The organism is Vallitalea sp. (assembly GCF_025211055.1).
Lineage (GTDB): Bacteria > Bacillota > Clostridia > Lachnospirales > Vallitaleaceae > Vallitalea.
On sequence record NZ_JAOARO010000077.1, the window covers coordinates 64,502 to 81,803 of the forward strand.

The following is a 17,302-nucleotide window of genomic DNA, read 5'->3' on the forward strand; positions in this document are numbered from 1 at the left end:
CTTTCTATATATATTTTGCTGCAAGTGCTAATACTTCTTCTTGAGTTGTTGAAACTGTTTCTACACATCCTGCTAGATGACCATTACTCATAACAATTATTCTATCAGTTATACCAAATAATTCAGGCATCTCAGAAGAGATAACTATAACACCTTTACCGTTACAAGCTAATTCATTAATAAGTTGATATATCTCATATTTTGCACCAACATCTATACCTCTCGTAGGTTCATCCAACAATAATATCTCTGGATTAGTTAATAGCCATTTTCCAATAACTACTTTTTGTTGGTTACCTCCAGATAGAGTCCCTATTTTAGTTTTTTCAGATGGTGTCTTCACTCTCATACTATCTATAACCCATTTTGTATCTACCTTGGATTTGGATTCATTAATGACACCACCACTGCAATAGCTGTCTATGTTAGAAATAATACTATTAAAGTAAACAGATAAACCTGCAAAAAGACCAGTTTTCCTTCGTTCTTCAGTTACCAGAGCAAATCCATTTTTAATTGCCTCTCTAGCATTATTATTTTTCACTTCTTTACCATGCAAATATATATTTCCTGATTCTTTCTTACGTATTCCAAATATGGTTTCCAATAATTCTGTTCTTCTTGAACCCATAAGACCTGCTACTCCTAATATCTCACCTTTTCTTAGTTCAAAACTAACTCCTTTGACTTTTGGAGCATAAAAAGATTTTAGGTCTTTTACTTCTAATATTAATTCACTAGGTTTATTCTTCTTTTCTGGGAAACGATTTGTTAAATCACGCCCTACCATAAGTTTTATTATTTTATCTGTTGTCAAGTCATCAGCACTCTCAGTTGCAATATACTTACCATCTCTCATTACAGTAACTTCATCAGCTATTTCTAGGATTTCTTCCATCTTATGAGAAATATATATAATACCTACTCCCTGTTCTTTCAAACTATTGATTATTCTAAATAGATGATGTACCTCTTTTTCAGTCAAAGAGGATGTTGGTTCATCCATAACAACAATCTTGGCATTATAGGAAACAGCTTTTGCAATTTCAACCATTTGTGCTTGAGATACAGATAGGTTTTCAATCTTTTCTTTTGGATCAATATCAATATTAAGGTCTTCAAATATTTTTTTGGTTTTATCATACATTTGTTTTTCGTCAACAACGATACCCTGCATTGGAAATCGTCCTAACCAAATATTATCCACAACTCTTGTTTGTCTTACTTGGTTTAATTCTTGATGCACCATTGAAACTCCGTTTTCCAGAGCCTCTTTTGCATTCTTATAATTTATTTCTTTTCCCGATACCTTGATTGTTCCTGCATCTTTCAAAAAGATACCAAACAGACATTTCATCAAAGTAGATTTACCTGCGCCGTTTTCTCCCATCAACGCATGAACAGTTCCTTTTCTCAAAGCAAGTTTAACATTATCAAGAGCTTTTACACCAGGAAATTCTTTTGTTATACCAGTCATTTCTAATACTAATTCATTCTGTTTTTGTTTATTCATATTCATCACCATACCTAAAAGATTAGCAGGCAGGTTATTCATAACCTTACCTGCTGTATTTCATTTCAATAGTGTAATCTATTCCATTCCATAAGCTTTTTTAGCTAAATCCAAATTATCTTTTGTTATTGGTTGATATGGTATCCTAACTGCTTTTGTTTCATCAAGGGAGAAATCAAGACCATCTAGAACGTCTTTTCCTGCTGCAGAGTTGATAGCCATTTCAATAGAAACTCTACCTTGATTTAATGGGTCATTAAGTACTGTACCAAGCATTATATCTTGTTGAATCAGATCTAACGCTTCTGGAATAGCGTCAACTCCAACAACTGGCATATATTTACCGTCTGAAAAATATCCATCTGCTTTTAGAGCTTCAACAACACCAAGTGCCATACCATCATTATTACATAACACCATTTCTATTTTATCGCCTTCTTTACCTAACCATGTTGTCATTAATTCTTTACCTTTTGTTGCATCCCACATACCAGTTTGTTTTTCTAATTCTTCTACCTTGATTCCTTCATTTTTTATATATTCAACTGAATATTTAGTACGAGCTTCAGCGTCAGGGTGACCTGGTTCTCCCATCAACATAACATATTGCATTATACCATCGTTATTTCTATCCCATTCTGGATGGTCTTTCCAAGCTTCTGCAACTAATTTACCCTGAATATCTCCTGATTCTTTTGATTGTGTTCCTACATACCATACTTTATCATAATCTATCTTATCTGTTCCTTCTGGGTATTCTTTGTTAACAAATATCAATGGTATATCAGCAGCTTTTGCCTTATCAGCTATTGTTGGTGCTGCACCTGGGTCAACGAGATTGATTACAAGAGCATTAACTCCTTTATTAATCATTACATCTACTTGGTCATTTTGCACGGATTGATTATTCTGTGAATCATTCATAACAAGTTCTGCATTTCCCTCTGCTGCTGATGTCATTGAATTTCTTGTATAAGTCATAAAGTTATCATCAAATTTATAGATTGTTACCCCTATTTTTGGTTTATCAGTTGACTTATCCCCTTTAGTTCCTTGATCACTTTCACTGCTACTTTGAGCACTATCATTACCTCCAGTAGGTTCAGCATCATTCTCTTTTGAACCACAACCTACAAACAAACTCATAACTAGTAATGTTGTAAGTAATAATCCCATTATCTTTTTCATCTAACTACCTCCTATAATTGTATATTTCTTATAAATTATTTCTTCTACAACTAGTATTTTACCACCTTTATCATAATACATATAGTAATTATTTATTATGGTTTAGTAATTTTTCACTAATTATGTGTAATTATATTGGTTTTATAGTAATTTTTTAATATCAATCGTAATAATTTATTATACTCAAAAAATAAGACTCACTTATAAGATAAAAAATAGCTATCACTTTAACAAGCAATAACTATTTTAACTGATGTACCAATATTAGGAGTGCTTTGAATTGATAAACTTGCTTTATCATTGTATACAAGCTTTAATCTTTGTTTTGTATTATCTAAGCCTATACTTTTACAATATGTCTTGAAGCTTGTTTTTTCATTTGATGCTTTATTATTGATACCATCGCCATTATCAATTATCTCACAGGTCAATACATCATTTAGTAGTGAAATAAATATCTTGATATCACCGTTTTTTTTGTTAGAAAAAGCATGAAAAAAAGCATTTTCAACTATAGGCTGTAATAACAATTTGGGAATAAGGATATCAAAAGCTTTATCATCAACATAATAAGATACTTGTATTTTTTCTCCGTATCTCATACTATTGATTTTTGCATAGTTTTTCAGATTATTAATCTCTTCTTCTACTGTTACCATTTCATCAGTTTTTGATATTGTATTTTGCAATAATGCTATAAATGCATTAATCATTTCATCTACGGCTTTATTATCTCCCTGCCAAGCTAGATATTTGATTGATGCTAGAGTATTATACATGAAATGAGGATTGATCTGCATCTGTAAAGCTGATAGTTCAGCAGCTCTTCTTTGTTCTTGCTCGTCCATTAACTTATCTATATATGATTCTAATTCCAGTACCATCTGATTATATGCCTTACTTAGTTTTCTTACCTCATAACCTCCTTCAATAGGAACTTTTTGTTTAAAATTAGCTTCTGTTGCTACTTCCATAGTATCTACTAATTTGGTTAGTCTACTGGTTGTCTTTTTAGTTATTATAAGGATTATAGAACATGTTAGTAATGCAATTATACCTGATAGAAGTATTATATAATACTTTGATTTCAAGAAAACTTTTGATACAATACTTGTATCACTTAGAATAACTAAATAAAAATCCATATTCTGAATATATCTAGCTGTCAATAGATATGGTTTCTGGCGAAATTGGGTCCGTATATACTTGGAGCTTTTTATTGATTCCTTTACCATTGTAAGGATGTCTTCACGATCTTCTCCTATATATTTTTTCATACTACTTGATAGGACTTGTCCTGTTTTACTAAGTATTATTACATCATTTCCTCTTACCATATATTTTTTATATAAGGAACTATAATTTTCCTCTGTAATACTTATGAACATATCTCCAAAAAAAGTATTATTAATAGGTTCTTCCAATCCTTTGGTAATAACAATAGATGGCTGTGAAGAAGCATAACCATTAAATCCACTTATTATATAATGGTAAGTATTAGAAGGATTTTGCTTATACTGTTTATAAAATCCCATTTCCATTATTTTATCTTTTGTTGTAGTAGTGACACCTATATAATTGTCTGTATAATAATTCTTGTTATTTCCTATGACAAATATATTAAACATAGGTACCCCGTAATTATTATTTATTCGAAATAATTCATTTTGTAGACTATATCTTTTATAGAAACGTTCAGCTTTTGGCATGTACTCTGTACAATACAATTTTAGATTATTGCTTAGCCCATATTCTTCCATCAAGTTATAAGCCTTATAATTCAGATTTTTTAGTTCATCTACAATTCTATCTCCAATCTTTTGATTAGATGTATTATATGTATTAATATATAATTTTTCTCCTGTACTAATAGTCACTGTTGCTACTACTACAGTTGATATCACTAGACCACACAATGTAACAAGAACAATTTTAGTAAATAACGAAAGTCTTATAATTTTATCTACTGATTTTATTTTTCTTAATCTCATTTCATATACATCCTTCTATAGGTTGTTGGTGTGTAACCAGTCAATTTCTTAAAAACCTTGGTAAAGTAGTTAGGGGATGAATAACCAACCAACTCACTAACATAGGATATCTGAACAGAAGGTTCAACTAGAAATTCTTTCGCCTTTTGTATCCTAACTCCATTGAGATAATCATTAAAACTTTCTTTGTAGTTATTATTAAAATAAGCAGATAAATATGAATAGCTAATATGAAATTCATTAGCGATTTCTTGGAGATTGATTTGTTCTTTATAATTGAGGTTAATATAGTCTAGTATCTGTTGCATCATTTTACTTGTAGTCCCTATGTTTATCAATGATTGTATATAATCTTTTATTTCATTAAAGTATTTTATTATCTCTTTCAATGTAATTGCATTGGAGATATCATTGAAAAATAAGATCTTTTTTGTATTTACTTCCTCATATTTATCTTCCCTAATAAAAATAATATTTAAAAGATTATAAATAACGTTTTGAACAATTGCTTTTATTTCGTTGCCTAATAAACCATTTTGAAAAGTTAGTTTGTTAAGATATGCTTCCAAGTATTCAAGTGCATTAATTGGGTCGGATGTCGCTATATGCATAAATTCTTTTGTATCAAATTGTAATCTTTCCTTATTTTTATATGTTTCTAAAGAAACACTTATATACCCATTTTCATAACCATAAAAATTGTATTGTGCTAAGTTTTTTATTTCTTGATAAGCTTTTAAGAGATTTGAAGATGAATTAATCCCGTCAATTTTCATTAAAAAAACAGCAATAATTATATTCTCAAGATTGTTGGTTAGTTGATTCCATTTATTATTGATGTCAAGTCTTGCTTCTGATTTATGATTAATAATGAATATATGTATGTTTTGGGATTTACCTATATATATATAATTGTAATGTCTGAATGTTTCATTAACCTTATCATTAACTAAACCAATATCAACAGAATCAGTAGTGCATTGCTGATATCCTATTATGGTATACTCTGATTGATTGAAACAATTACTTATTAATTGTTTATCCAAGGTTTTATCCTCTAACATCTTCAGAAGCTGTTTCCCTGCATCATCTTCTTTTTTAACATCACATACAGGTTGTCCAAATTTCTTTTGTAACGGTATTAATATATCAAGTAATTGCTTTGCTGTTAGTGTAGGTTTTAGAATATAATCTGCAACTCCATACTTGAACGCAGTTTTTACATAATCAAAATTATCATATCCACTTAAAATTACGATCTCAATATTCGGATAACGTTTCTTTATTATTTTAGATAGCTCTATACCGTCAATATTAGGCATGACTATATCGCATAAGATTATATGCGGATGTACCTTTTCAATTAGCTCTAATGTCTGAGTGGCATTAGTTGCTTCCCCCACAATTGTAAAACCATACTTTTCCCAATCCAACATATGCATGATACCTTGTCTCAATAAGTATTCATCATCTACAACTATAATTTTGCACCATTCCATATACCATTCTCCTATAATAACATAATACTATTATTATAATGCTTATGCCTAGATTCCACAAGACATCTAGGCATAATGTATGATAGTTATTTTCCATATTTATTTTTATCTATTAATATTATAGATTAAATAACTTATATAAAATTATAGATAGAGCATCAAAACCTATAAACTAATTGGCTTATCATTAGCCTTTAGATAGCTTTCGATTGCTTCAACATCTTTATCACCTCTACCTGATAAATTAACTATAATAATCTTGTCTTTATCAAGGGTAGGTGCAAATTTCATAGTATAAGCAAGTGCATGTGAACTTTCAATTGCAGGAATTATACCTTCTGTTTGTGATAAATATAAGAATGCATTCACTGCTTCATCATCTGTAATAGATTCATACCTTGCTCTACCAATGTCTTTTAGATGTGCATGTTCTGGTCCAACACCTGGATAATCCAATCCTGCTGATATTGAATACACTGGGCTTATGTTTCCTTGATCATCTTGGATAAAGATTGTATTCATACCATGAACAACACCCTCTTCTCCATGAGCCATAGTTGCCGCATGGAACTCTGTATCTACTCCTTTTCCCGCAGCTTCTACACCGATTAATTCAACTTCTTCATAAGAATTAAATTCGTGAAATAAACCAATAGCGTTACTTCCTCCACCTACACATGCGATACAATAATCTGGAAGTCTTCCTTCTTTTTCTTTTATCTGTCTAAGAGCCTCTTCACCTATGATTTTTTGGAATTCACGAACCATAGTTGGATATGGATGTGGTCCTACTGCTGAACCTAATAGGTAAAATGTATCTTCTATTCTCTCTACCCATTGCTCAATAGCTTCATCTACTGCATCGCTTAGAGTTCTAGTTCCTCTTGTTACTGGAGTGACTTTCGCACCTAGTAATTCCATTCTAAAAACATTAAGCTTCTGTCTCTTAGTATCTTCTTCTCCCATAAAAATCTCACATTCCATGTTGAACATAGCTGCAGCTGTAGCAGTTGCTACACCATGTTGTCCTGCTCCCGTCTCAGCAATTATCTTATTCTTGCCCATTCTCTTAGCTAGTAATATTTGTCCTATTGCATTATTTATTTTGTGGGCACCTGTATGATTAAGATCTTCTCTTTTTAGATAAATCTTAGCTCCACCTAGCTTATTGGTCATATTCTTTGCAAAGTATAGTGGGGACTCTCTTCCCACATAATCTTTCATGTAGTATAGATATTCATTTTTGAATTCTTCATCCTTCATAGCTTTGTTAAAAGCTTCCTCCAATTCATTCAAAGCCTCAATTACTGGTTCTGGTACATATTGTCCTCCGAATTTTCCAAATTGATGTGTCATAATTAAATTCCATCCCTTCTAATTAATTTTGAATTTAATAAAATGTGATATTGATTTTTGATGAGATGTGTATCTAAAAAGGCAATTAAAAAACACTTCATCCATTTATTGGGACGAAGTGTTACTCGTGGTACCACCCAACTTTAAGCACTTTGCTGTAGGTCAACAGCTTAAAATTTAATTCTCTCTAATAACAAAAAATCTCCGTCATTATTAGGACGAAGTTACATTTCGTTATGCCACCTATTATGTGCTTAACTCTTTCAGATACTAACATATCCTATCCCTGTAACGTAGGAAAAACGGTATAAGCTACTTACAATTAAGCGTTCACCATACTTCTCATGAATCCATTCAGAATTATTGTAGATATCAGGATTCCACCATCCCCAACTCTCTATAATTACAACCAATTCTTACTACTTTCAATCACCGAATTTGATTATTAAATTATATTTATTATATATTAATATGTTCTATGTGTCAAGATTTTTTTGTACTTAAGCTTTTCTATTTAATAAATATGAAAAAGGTTACAGTTATATTAATAATTGTAACCCTTACTTTCCCGGTTATTCTATTAATTTGAAGCAATTTTCTCAGATGTTTCATTCAAGCTTTCCAATATCTTATTACCTTTTTTTGATAATGTTAGATACTTATATGTCAATGAAACAGTATTTTCTGAGCTACTATAATTTTCTTGTGCAATAGCCGACAGGTTATTAGCTGAACCCACTATATTTCTGTTTTCCTCTACAATTGTAGATATTTTCGAGGATAGCAAATCGATTTTTTTCGTACTATCTATCATATTATTTTTAATTTTACCAAAAACATTCTTTGTATCTTCAACTAATTTATTTTGTTCCTCACTTATTTCATTAAGTTTTTCATATGCACTCAAAGATTTATTGGTTTGTTCTTGTAATTCTGCAATAATTAATGTAATATCATTAACGGATTGCGAAGACTGTTCTGCCAGATGTCTTATCTCATCTGCAACAACGGCAAAACCTTTACCTGCTTCTCCAACTCTTGCAGCCTCTATTGCAGCATTTAGAGCCAATAGATTAGTTTGATCCTCAATATTTTTTATGGTCTCTATGATATCTACAATATTATCCGACTTTTCTTTCAGTTCTTGCATTATATCAAATGTTCTAGAATTATTTTCATTTGAGACATTATTATTATCGTACAATGTTTCGACAATCTCAATACCGTTACCAATTACATTTTCTATTTCTTTCGAAGTATGACTTATTGATAGCGATGTATCTGAAGCTTCATTTATCAACTCTTGGATATTATTAGTTGACTCTAGCTGTTTTTCTGTATATTCAGCACCTTCTCTAGCCCCTTCTTTTATCTGTTCTACTGATTGTTCTATATCTTTTGACATTATATTCATATCTTCCATAATAGTATTTAGTTCGTTAGAATGATTATATATTACTTTGCTAGTATCTATTAATCTATTCATCATGTGATCTTGCTCTTCTTTAGACTTTTTAAGATTACTGATCATATTTCTATTTCTATTCATCATGTTATGTAATATCTTGGCTCCCATATAGCAGGAAGCAGAAAATATTAGCAGTACAAGAACTAAATAGATATAAACAGATTTATCCAAATTTGATACATTATCATTATCTAATAATCCTACTATTTTAAAAATAGTCACAACTATATTAACACTGCTAGTTATTACTATTGCCTTATATCGACCTAGGAAAACTAGTAATACTAAAACTGGAAACATACCTGAGAAAACAACTATACTTTCACTAGTACCAAATATTACAGACCAACATATAATCATTGGAATCAAGGTTATATAGATTGTTCTCCTAGTATTAATATTTTTTTTATTCACTATAAGAGTAATGACAACTGATGTAATAAGAAGAAAACACAAAGAAATAACTAGATAGAATGAGCGATTCCCCATTTTAACACCTATAACCATTTGCATTATCATCAGCAAAAATATAATACTTATCATTATGTAATAATTTTTATATCTCTTTTGCTCATGACTTATTTTAATATTTCCCTCCATCTAACTCCACCTTTCCTTTTATACGTAACATTATATTACATAATTTGTCTAATTACAATATTATTAACACTTTATCATTAAGTTCATATGTAAAATTAGATTTCATAATATTTATATACTATTTTTTTTAAAAATTATAGACCATTTCACACATTTTTTCCACCAAAAAAACAGAACAAACTGTAATAATTACAAACTGTTCTGTTTATTGATTTTGTTATATATTGAATTCATTTATTATTTTTTTCAACTTTTCCATACTTTCTTTTGTTTTTCCAACTTGATGGTTAACTTCATTAGTCTTATAATTAGATTCAGACATTCTATCTGCAATATCTGTAGTTGAACTAGCACCTTTATTAATCATGACCACTATTTCATCAATAACAGTAAGTACATATTCAGTAGAGGCTAAGAGTTCCTCAGATGTTGCACTAAAATCATTAACAAGATCATTAACAAGCTTAGCATCTTCACTATATTTATCAGCTACATCTAACATTTTTTTATAATCATTTTCTACATCTGTAGATACAAATTCCAACAAATTATTTGCACTCCTTGAAAGGTTTCCCACTGAGCCTTTTACTTCTGATGTTACACCCTGTATTTTTAGAACTGTGTACTTTGATTGTTCTGCAAGCTTCCTTATTTCATCAGCAACTACTGAAAATCCTTTTCCTGACTCACCAGCTCTCGCTGCCTCTATTGCTGCGTTTAATGCTAATAGATTCGTCTGTTCTGTAATCTGCATAATAGTTTCAGATAAGATATCTATTTCTTCTACAATTTTTGATTTATTAATTGCCTGTTCCAACTGTTGTTTTGTTTCGGAAAATATTTGTATTGCTTTTCTTTGGGATTCATCAACGTTTATTCTTGTTGTATTAGCTTTTTCATTTATTTCTCCAGAGGCTACTGAACCTTCCTGTGATTTGTAAGCAATAGATTGTACAGCTTTTTTTATTTCTTGTAAGGTTACCGTCATTTGTTCAGATGAAGAAGTAGTTTCTTCCATATTTTCTGTAAGTACTTTTGTGGTTTCAAATACATCTTTTAGGTTATTATTTAATAGTTCCACATTTCCCCTTACATTTTGTACTTTATCATCTACATTGATTGATTCGCTAATAATAGTTTGAACTATTCTTCTAATATCAATCTTCATTTTATTAAGGGCATTGGCAAGTACTCCAATTTCATCTTTTTTATTTAGTAGTTTTTGATCGATATTACTGCTAAAGTCACCAGAAGCTAATGCATTAGCATAACTAGTCATTTTTACTAATGGGTTTGTTAATGTTTTTGCATAATAATATGCTAATACTAATCCTATAATAATAGCCACTATTACAATAAAGATTTGATTAGTTTTAAATGAATTCAAGGGCTTTAATACTTCTGATTTAGGTACTTTCAATACTAATAAGCTTCCTGTATTTAATCGTGAATGTGCAGCGATCATTTTTTTTCCATCTATAGTTACCTCTTTTACGCCAACTAAATTCTTTCCGTTATCTGTAATGCTATTATACTCTTCAGTTACCTCTCCCATAACATTATATGGCACTATTTCCACTGGACTGTTATCATATAAGTCTATTTCCTCTAATTTTTGCTTTAGTTTATTATCTTTTAGGCCTATACCGAATACACAAATTCCTTTTCCATCTATTGAAACCGACGAATTGTAATCTATACTGACCTCACCTGTTTCTTGATTAGTTAGAACGCTCCATTTCCCTTCATCATTATTGATTACACTATAGAACCAGTTCATTTTCGGATCATCTTTTTTAAACCAAGTTTTATCTATTTCAGTTACATTTTTAAAACTTCCGTCTAATTCAGGATCCATATACCAAAATGCATGCACTTTATTTGTGGTAGATGGCGTTAACTCAGGATTAAAGGTAACAAATATTCCATATAGATTTCCAGAATATCTTTTTGCTATGAATTTCATATATTTTGAAAGAATATGATTATACTCTGATAAGTATTCATCTCCTCTTTGCTTAAGTTCATACATATTAAAGCTACTCTTAACGTATTCTCTTAGAGATTCCTGCATTATCTGATACTGAAAAAACTCTTGGTTTATATCTTTAGTCTCTCTTAACACTTGTTGAAACATCTTATCTTTAAACTCATCCTCTAACACAATACTACTTTGAATAAAATTTAATACTCCAATTACTGTAGACAATAAAAATATAACTATAAAAATTGACACTATAAATCTTATCTTTATACTATTTAACTTTTTAACCATAACACAAACTCCTTTTAAAAACAATTATAGTATTAAATTCGACAATAATTTAATCTATCCTTTATTTTTTTATAACTTCAATAAATAAAAAGATATCCCCTATTTGGGGGATATTGAAATAAAAACTTTTTATTTATTTGATGCTTTTTGTTTTAGAATGTGACCACAATATGGGCAAAAAGTAATACTATGGTTAAAATCACTTAAATTACTTGCACAATGAGGACAATATTTTATATGTGCAGAAATTTCATCTTTTCCAACAAAATGTATAATGTCTTCTTCTTCTCCAATTCTTTTAAGACTATCTTTTAAGGTAAACATTGATAATGGAGTGTGTATAATTCCATCAACACTATCTTCGATCTTATCATATCTGATTGAATTGCTAGATGATAATAGACATTTGCTTTTTGGTATAGTTGATTTAATGTCTTTGATTAATTTATCTCCACGAGTTTTCCTCATTATATAATTGACTATAACAATATTAGGCTCAAACTGCTCTGCTTCGTATATTGCATCAAATTCATCTGCAAGTTCAACATCATAACCTAGATTGTTTAACATATCTTTCATTATTAAACTTTCAAATCTAGAATCATTTACAAGTAGTGCTCTTTTTCTCACATCAATCAGCTCCTGTTTGATTTAAAAATATAACATAAAACTTGTTTTATAAGCAAAAACTACTTATTTTATTAATTCTATCATCAATACTCACATAATTATAGTATATCACATACAGCTTATTTTTATTATAAAAAATTATGTCGTTAGTAAAATTTTATTTTCAATACTAACAAATTCTACTAAGTGAATAAATAGCTTTTTCTATATTATTAATATCTATTCCTTTATATGATAAAATTAATATGGAACTTTTTTGAATTTTTTTTACTATTGTATATTCTGAAATACCAGAAATCAAAATATCGTTATCTAATGCTTTTTCTATTATTTCTTGTTCAGATAATTTCGTATCAATATTAATCAACATATGCAACCCTGAATCCATTCCCCCAATCCTAACTTTATTTCCCATATAATTCTTGATTGCTTGAATCAATATCTGATTTTTCTTAGTATAATTTTTCTTAAGTCTCCTAATATGTTTCTCAAACATGCCTTCTTTCATGAAAAGTGCTAAAGCTAATTGTTCTGTCTTCGAAGTTGTCTGTGTATATCTATTTTTACTTTCATTGTATAGTTGGATTAATTTACCTGGTAAAATCATATAACTTATTCTTATAGAAGGAACCAGTACTGTAGAAAACGAACCCAAATATATAACGTTTCCATCTTTATCAAAACTCTGCATTGATGGTATAGGTTTCCCATAATATCTTAATTCACTGTTATAATCATCTTCAATAATATAACCATCATTCTCACTAGCCCACTTCAATAGCTTAATTCTCTGGTCAACAGACATGACAGTCCCAGTTGGAAATTGATGCGAAGGACTAACGTAGCATAATTTCGAATTAGAATTTTTAAGTACTTTCATTTCTATTCCATCATCTTTTACAGGTATAGGTAATATATCAAAACTATTATGCATAAATATATTTTTAGCTCTATTGAATCCAGGATCTTCAAAAGCACAACTATCAATATGGATTTTTTTCATTAACGTGCTAAGTATATTTAATAGATATTGAACACCTCCACCTATGATAACTCTTGTGGCATCAGCTGTTACACCTCTTGACCTTCTAACATATCTTACAATCTCCTGTCTTAGTTCCATCTCACCTTGCACATCTGTAGACTTGTATAGTTTTTGATAATCATAATTAAGAATACGATTCATATATCTTCGCCATAAATTAAAATCAAAGTTCATTTCTTCCACATATTCGTTTTTAAAGTCATATTTAACCATTTTTTTTACTTTTTGTTCTGCAACATATTCTGTTTCATTTTTCTTACTGTTTACATAAGTTTTATCAAATGCGCTTGCATAATATCCTTTTTGGGGTAGACTATATAAATAGCCTTCAACCAGTAATTGCTGATAAGCATTTTCAATAGTTGTTTTACTTATATCAAGGCTACCTGATAGCTGTCTTATAGAGGGTAATTTTTCGTTTTGTATAATGTTTTCACCTATTATCTCATTTCTTATGTATTCATATAATTGAACATATAATGGTTTATCTAAAGTCGCATCCAGATTCGGTACCAAATCTATCATATTTTCATCCTTCCTAACAACTGTCCCTCTTGTTTTTAATAAAACTGTCACTTTTAAAATACACACTTATATTATATAGTATATATAAATTTTGAAAAAAGGCAAGGTGACACTCATGAAAAATACATATTTTGAATCTAGCAACATTAGAAAAATAACTTATACAGGATTAATGACAGCCCTTGTATTACTAGCAACTTTGGTTATAAAAATTCCAGTTCCTTTTACAAATGGTTATATTCATCTTGGAGATAGTATGATTTTTATTGCAGCTATTCTATTAGGATGGAAATATGGTGCATTCGCTGCTGGAGTAGGTTCTGCACTAGCTGATGTTATTGGAGGATATGCACATTGGGCTATACCCACTTTGATTATAAAAGCTTTGATGGGAGCGATTGTAGGAATATGTGCAAGTGAAAAATTCAGAAAGGAAATGTACATTTATTTAAGTATTATTTTCGCTAGTGGATTTGCCATATTTAATGTTATACTTAGATATATTCTTTCTAATAAAATATCTCTAGAATCCAATGCTTTTAATAACAATTTACTAGACGAGCTGACATTAGATTCTGTTGACGAATTGATAAGTCTGACCAATAGAGTTGAAACACAGCTTCTTATAATAACAATACTGATACCGTTAATTATTTTAGCTCTATCTTTACTTGTAGCTAAATTAAATAATATAAAATTCAAACCTGCATATACTTTTGGTTTTGTTATAGCTGGTACTTTTATGGTTTTTGGTTACTATATAGCCTCATATATAATGACTGGTAATTATATTGTTCCTATATTTTCATTACCTTGGAATATGGTACAGTTTATAATGGGTCTTATTATAGCTAATCTTATAGTAGCAGGATTAAATAAAAGCAAATTGTCAATCCCATTAAAATAGAAATAAAAGGGGCTATCGGATAATATATTAAGTTAAAAATGTATTATCGACAGCCCTTTTTTTATGTTATAGATGTTTCATTATTATATGTAAGTAAATATTATCCTCCAAAACCGTATATAATCACCAATACGTGAAATAACATCATTATCAGATTTATACCTATGCCTATATGAGCAAATGTCTTAAATGTCTCTTTTGAAAGTTCTCCAATCAATCCGTATATAATTCCGATTAAACATATAATAAATCCTATTATCTCAACAAGTCCTATAGTATAAGTAATACTATTCATACTTCTATCTCCAAAAGCAGATATACCTACTGCACTTAGAAATAATATTAAAGATGTAATCCCTAATGCAAAAGAAGCTATTCCATGTCCAGATTGTTTTTTATTATTTAATCTTAATGTAATCTTCTTATCTTCCATATTTTCCCTATCCTTTATTTATTAGAACTCTTTTCTCTGGAAATTACTTTTTATTATCTCTCAAATATTTTATACCATAATATATATAATAACATATCCTAAAAATTAAGTACCCAATGAATCCACCAAGAGTATTGAGTATAATATCATCTACATCAAAACTTCCAACTGCATACTGATATTGTAGCACTTCTACTGTCAAGCTTACAAATCCACTAATTAATATAATTAGTATAAAAAATCTTGTTCGTCTTAATAATATAGGTACAAAAAATCCCAAGGGCATAAATGCAAGTATATTACCAAAAATATTAGTCATGATGGCATTGGTTCCACTATATTTTATATAGTTTCTAATTGTCTTGAATGGTTCTATGTTATAACCTTTCAAACCAGTAATCCTACCATATCTAGCATCTAAAAATAATACATTTATTAGTATTATCAAATATATAATAAAAAGAATAAAACTAATTATTCTAAACGTTTTTCTGAATTCATTTGAATGAATAGTATTCATTATAACCCCCTGATTTACGTCAAATTAATTTGTCATTCAAATTTTATTATACCATATACATTATCTTTAAACTAGGTTATTTTACCTAAAATTTAGCTGCTTTTTATAATATATACATATTTAATTATATATTATAATAGTTAATAAATTTTATTAATTCTTTTTTTTAATCCTACATCTAATTTCTACAACTATCAATGTAATAATTGGAATTATTAATTGCATAAGTACAGAAATATACGTATAAAATAACTGATGTTCTACTAATTCCATAATACTTGACACTGTTGTTATTGATGCAATAAGAACTATAAGGCTTATTGGTGTAACTAAAAACTTATAATCCTTTAAATTGAATAAAGATTCAATACCTTTACATCCAGCTAAGAGATAAATTGTTATTTTAATAAATCCACCTATCATAAATATTATAGCAATAATGGCTTCAATCCTCTGCAATATATCTCTAATATTAATCCTGCTTACGGCTCTATAGATAGGAAAATAGCTAGTTGAATAAGCAAATTGTCCCAGACATAAGTATGCACTAACATGTGTACAAAACAGAATAAATCCTCCTAATAACAGACCTATTATAAATAATTTATATATACTTTTTGAATTTCTTATACTCTTAGTATTCAATACTAATATAAATGTGAATATCTCAGCTAAAGGAAATGTTATCATTTCCAAAGTTCCTTTTGCTATAGGCTGAATACCATCTGCTAGAACTGGAGTTAAATTAAATACCTCAACCATAGTCAGCATAAGTGGAATAGTTATTAGTACTATTGGATAAATAATTCTCACAAAAAATTCTGACCATCTACCTAGCACTTCTAATCCACATTTTAGTCCAGTAATAACTAATAATATAACTCCAATAGATAGTATTAATTTGGGAGTATTAATTAGTCCAACTATATTTGTAAAAAGTATAAAAGTAGTCAAAACTAAAGTTCCCACATAAAAACAATATATAATATATAATATACTAATGACTTTACCGATTATCTTACCAAAAACTGCAATAAGAATCTCATATAAGTTCTTACCAGGGTATCTAACAAGAATTCTGCAATATATAACTGATAGTATACATGTAATACCTATAGCTATCAATATTATAATCCATATATCTGAATTGGCATTTGTAATAGGATTTATAACAAATGACTCTGATAACATTATTAAAATAATCATACTTATACCTTGACGGTTTGATATTACTTCTTTCACTAAAAATCACCATTTCTATAAATCATTATTTGTTTTTTTATTAACCATTACTGTTTTATCCATAACCTTACCACTCTTACCACTATCCTTTATTAATGTAATATAATCAT

The 17,302-nt window shown here is 29.2% G+C and carries 13 protein-coding genes and 1 other annotated feature; of the genes, 1 reads left to right on the forward strand and 12 read right to left on the reverse strand.

What is annotated here, in order from left to right; translation table 11 throughout:
* Positions 1-4: 4 nt before the first annotated feature.
* From mglA to pdxR, 9 genes are all read right to left on the reverse strand, one after another.
* Entirely contained in the window at positions 5-1,519 is a 1,515-nt protein-coding gene (gene mglA, locus N4A55_RS10905) for a galactose/methyl galactoside ABC transporter ATP-binding protein MglA (RefSeq protein ID WP_443083831.1), read from the reverse strand.
* A gap of 72 nt (positions 1,520-1,591) precedes the next feature.
* Positions 1,592-2,701 carry a galactose ABC transporter substrate-binding protein gene (locus N4A55_RS10910; protein ID WP_293756153.1) on the reverse strand — a complete coding sequence of 370 codons (1,110 nt, stop codon included), beginning with the start codon at positions 2,699-2,701 and terminating at the stop codon, positions 1,592-1,594.
* A 227-nt stretch (positions 2,702-2,928) separates the two neighbouring features.
* Positions 2,929-4,692, reverse strand: a complete 1,764-nt coding sequence (locus N4A55_RS10915; RefSeq protein ID WP_293756155.1) for a sensor histidine kinase — start codon at positions 4,690-4,692, stop codon at positions 2,929-2,931.
* A complete protein-coding gene (locus N4A55_RS10920; RefSeq protein ID WP_293756157.1) occupies positions 4,689-6,191 on the reverse strand; it encodes a response regulator transcription factor in 1,503 nt (500 codons plus the stop codon). The genes N4A55_RS10915 and N4A55_RS10920 overlap by 4 nt, the downstream gene beginning before the upstream one ends.
* A gap of 165 nt (positions 6,192-6,356) precedes the next feature.
* Positions 6,357-7,547 (reverse strand): tryptophan synthase subunit beta, encoded by a 1,191-nt coding sequence (gene trpB, locus N4A55_RS10925; RefSeq protein WP_293756159.1) that lies wholly within the window; start codon positions 7,545-7,547, stop codon positions 6,357-6,359.
* 106 nt (positions 7,548-7,653) lie between these two features.
* Positions 7,654-7,989, reverse strand: a binding site (T-box leader).
* Between the two features lie 138 nt (positions 7,990-8,127).
* A complete protein-coding gene (locus tag N4A55_RS10930; RefSeq protein ID WP_293756161.1) occupies positions 8,128-9,615 on the reverse strand; it encodes a methyl-accepting chemotaxis protein in 1,488 nt (495 codons plus the stop codon).
* A gap of 217 nt (positions 9,616-9,832) precedes the next feature.
* Positions 9,833-11,890 carry a methyl-accepting chemotaxis protein gene (locus N4A55_RS10935; RefSeq protein ID WP_293756163.1) on the reverse strand — a complete coding sequence of 686 codons (2,058 nt, stop codon included), beginning with the start codon at positions 11,888-11,890 and terminating at the stop codon, positions 9,833-9,835.
* Positions 11,891-12,019: 129 nt separating this feature from the next.
* A complete protein-coding gene (locus tag N4A55_RS10940; protein WP_293756165.1) occupies positions 12,020-12,520 on the reverse strand; it encodes a response regulator in 501 nt (166 codons plus the stop codon).
* Between the two features lie 169 nt (positions 12,521-12,689).
* Entirely contained in the window at positions 12,690-14,090 is a 1,401-nt protein-coding gene (gene pdxR, locus N4A55_RS10945; protein ID WP_293756167.1) for a MocR-like pyridoxine biosynthesis transcription factor PdxR, read from the reverse strand.
* Between the two features lie 115 nt (positions 14,091-14,205).
* Here pdxR and N4A55_RS10950 point away from each other — a divergent pair, with 115 nt between their 5' ends.
* Positions 14,206-14,997, forward strand: coding sequence for an ECF transporter S component (locus tag N4A55_RS10950; RefSeq protein WP_293756169.1), 792 nt, complete (start codon positions 14,206-14,208; stop codon positions 14,995-14,997).
* Between the two features lie 100 nt (positions 14,998-15,097).
* Here N4A55_RS10950 and N4A55_RS10955 read toward each other — a convergent pair whose 3' ends face one another.
* The 3 genes from N4A55_RS10955 to N4A55_RS10965 all read right to left on the reverse strand — a co-directional run bounded on the left by N4A55_RS10955 (position 15,098) and on the right by N4A55_RS10965 (position 17,192).
* The gene (locus tag N4A55_RS10955) at positions 15,098-15,430 is read right to left on the reverse strand and encodes a DUF6142 family protein (RefSeq protein ID WP_293756171.1); all 333 of its coding nucleotides are present in this window, start codon (positions 15,428-15,430) and stop codon (positions 15,098-15,100) included.
* Positions 15,431-15,473: 43 nt separating this feature from the next.
* Positions 15,474-15,950, reverse strand: coding sequence for a VanZ family protein (locus N4A55_RS10960; protein WP_293756173.1), 477 nt, complete (start codon positions 15,948-15,950; stop codon positions 15,474-15,476).
* Positions 15,951-16,103: 153 nt separating this feature from the next.
* A complete protein-coding gene (locus N4A55_RS10965) occupies positions 16,104-17,192 on the reverse strand; it encodes a GerAB/ArcD/ProY family transporter (RefSeq protein ID WP_293756175.1) in 1,089 nt (362 codons plus the stop codon).
* Positions 17,193-17,302 lie beyond the last annotated feature (110 nt).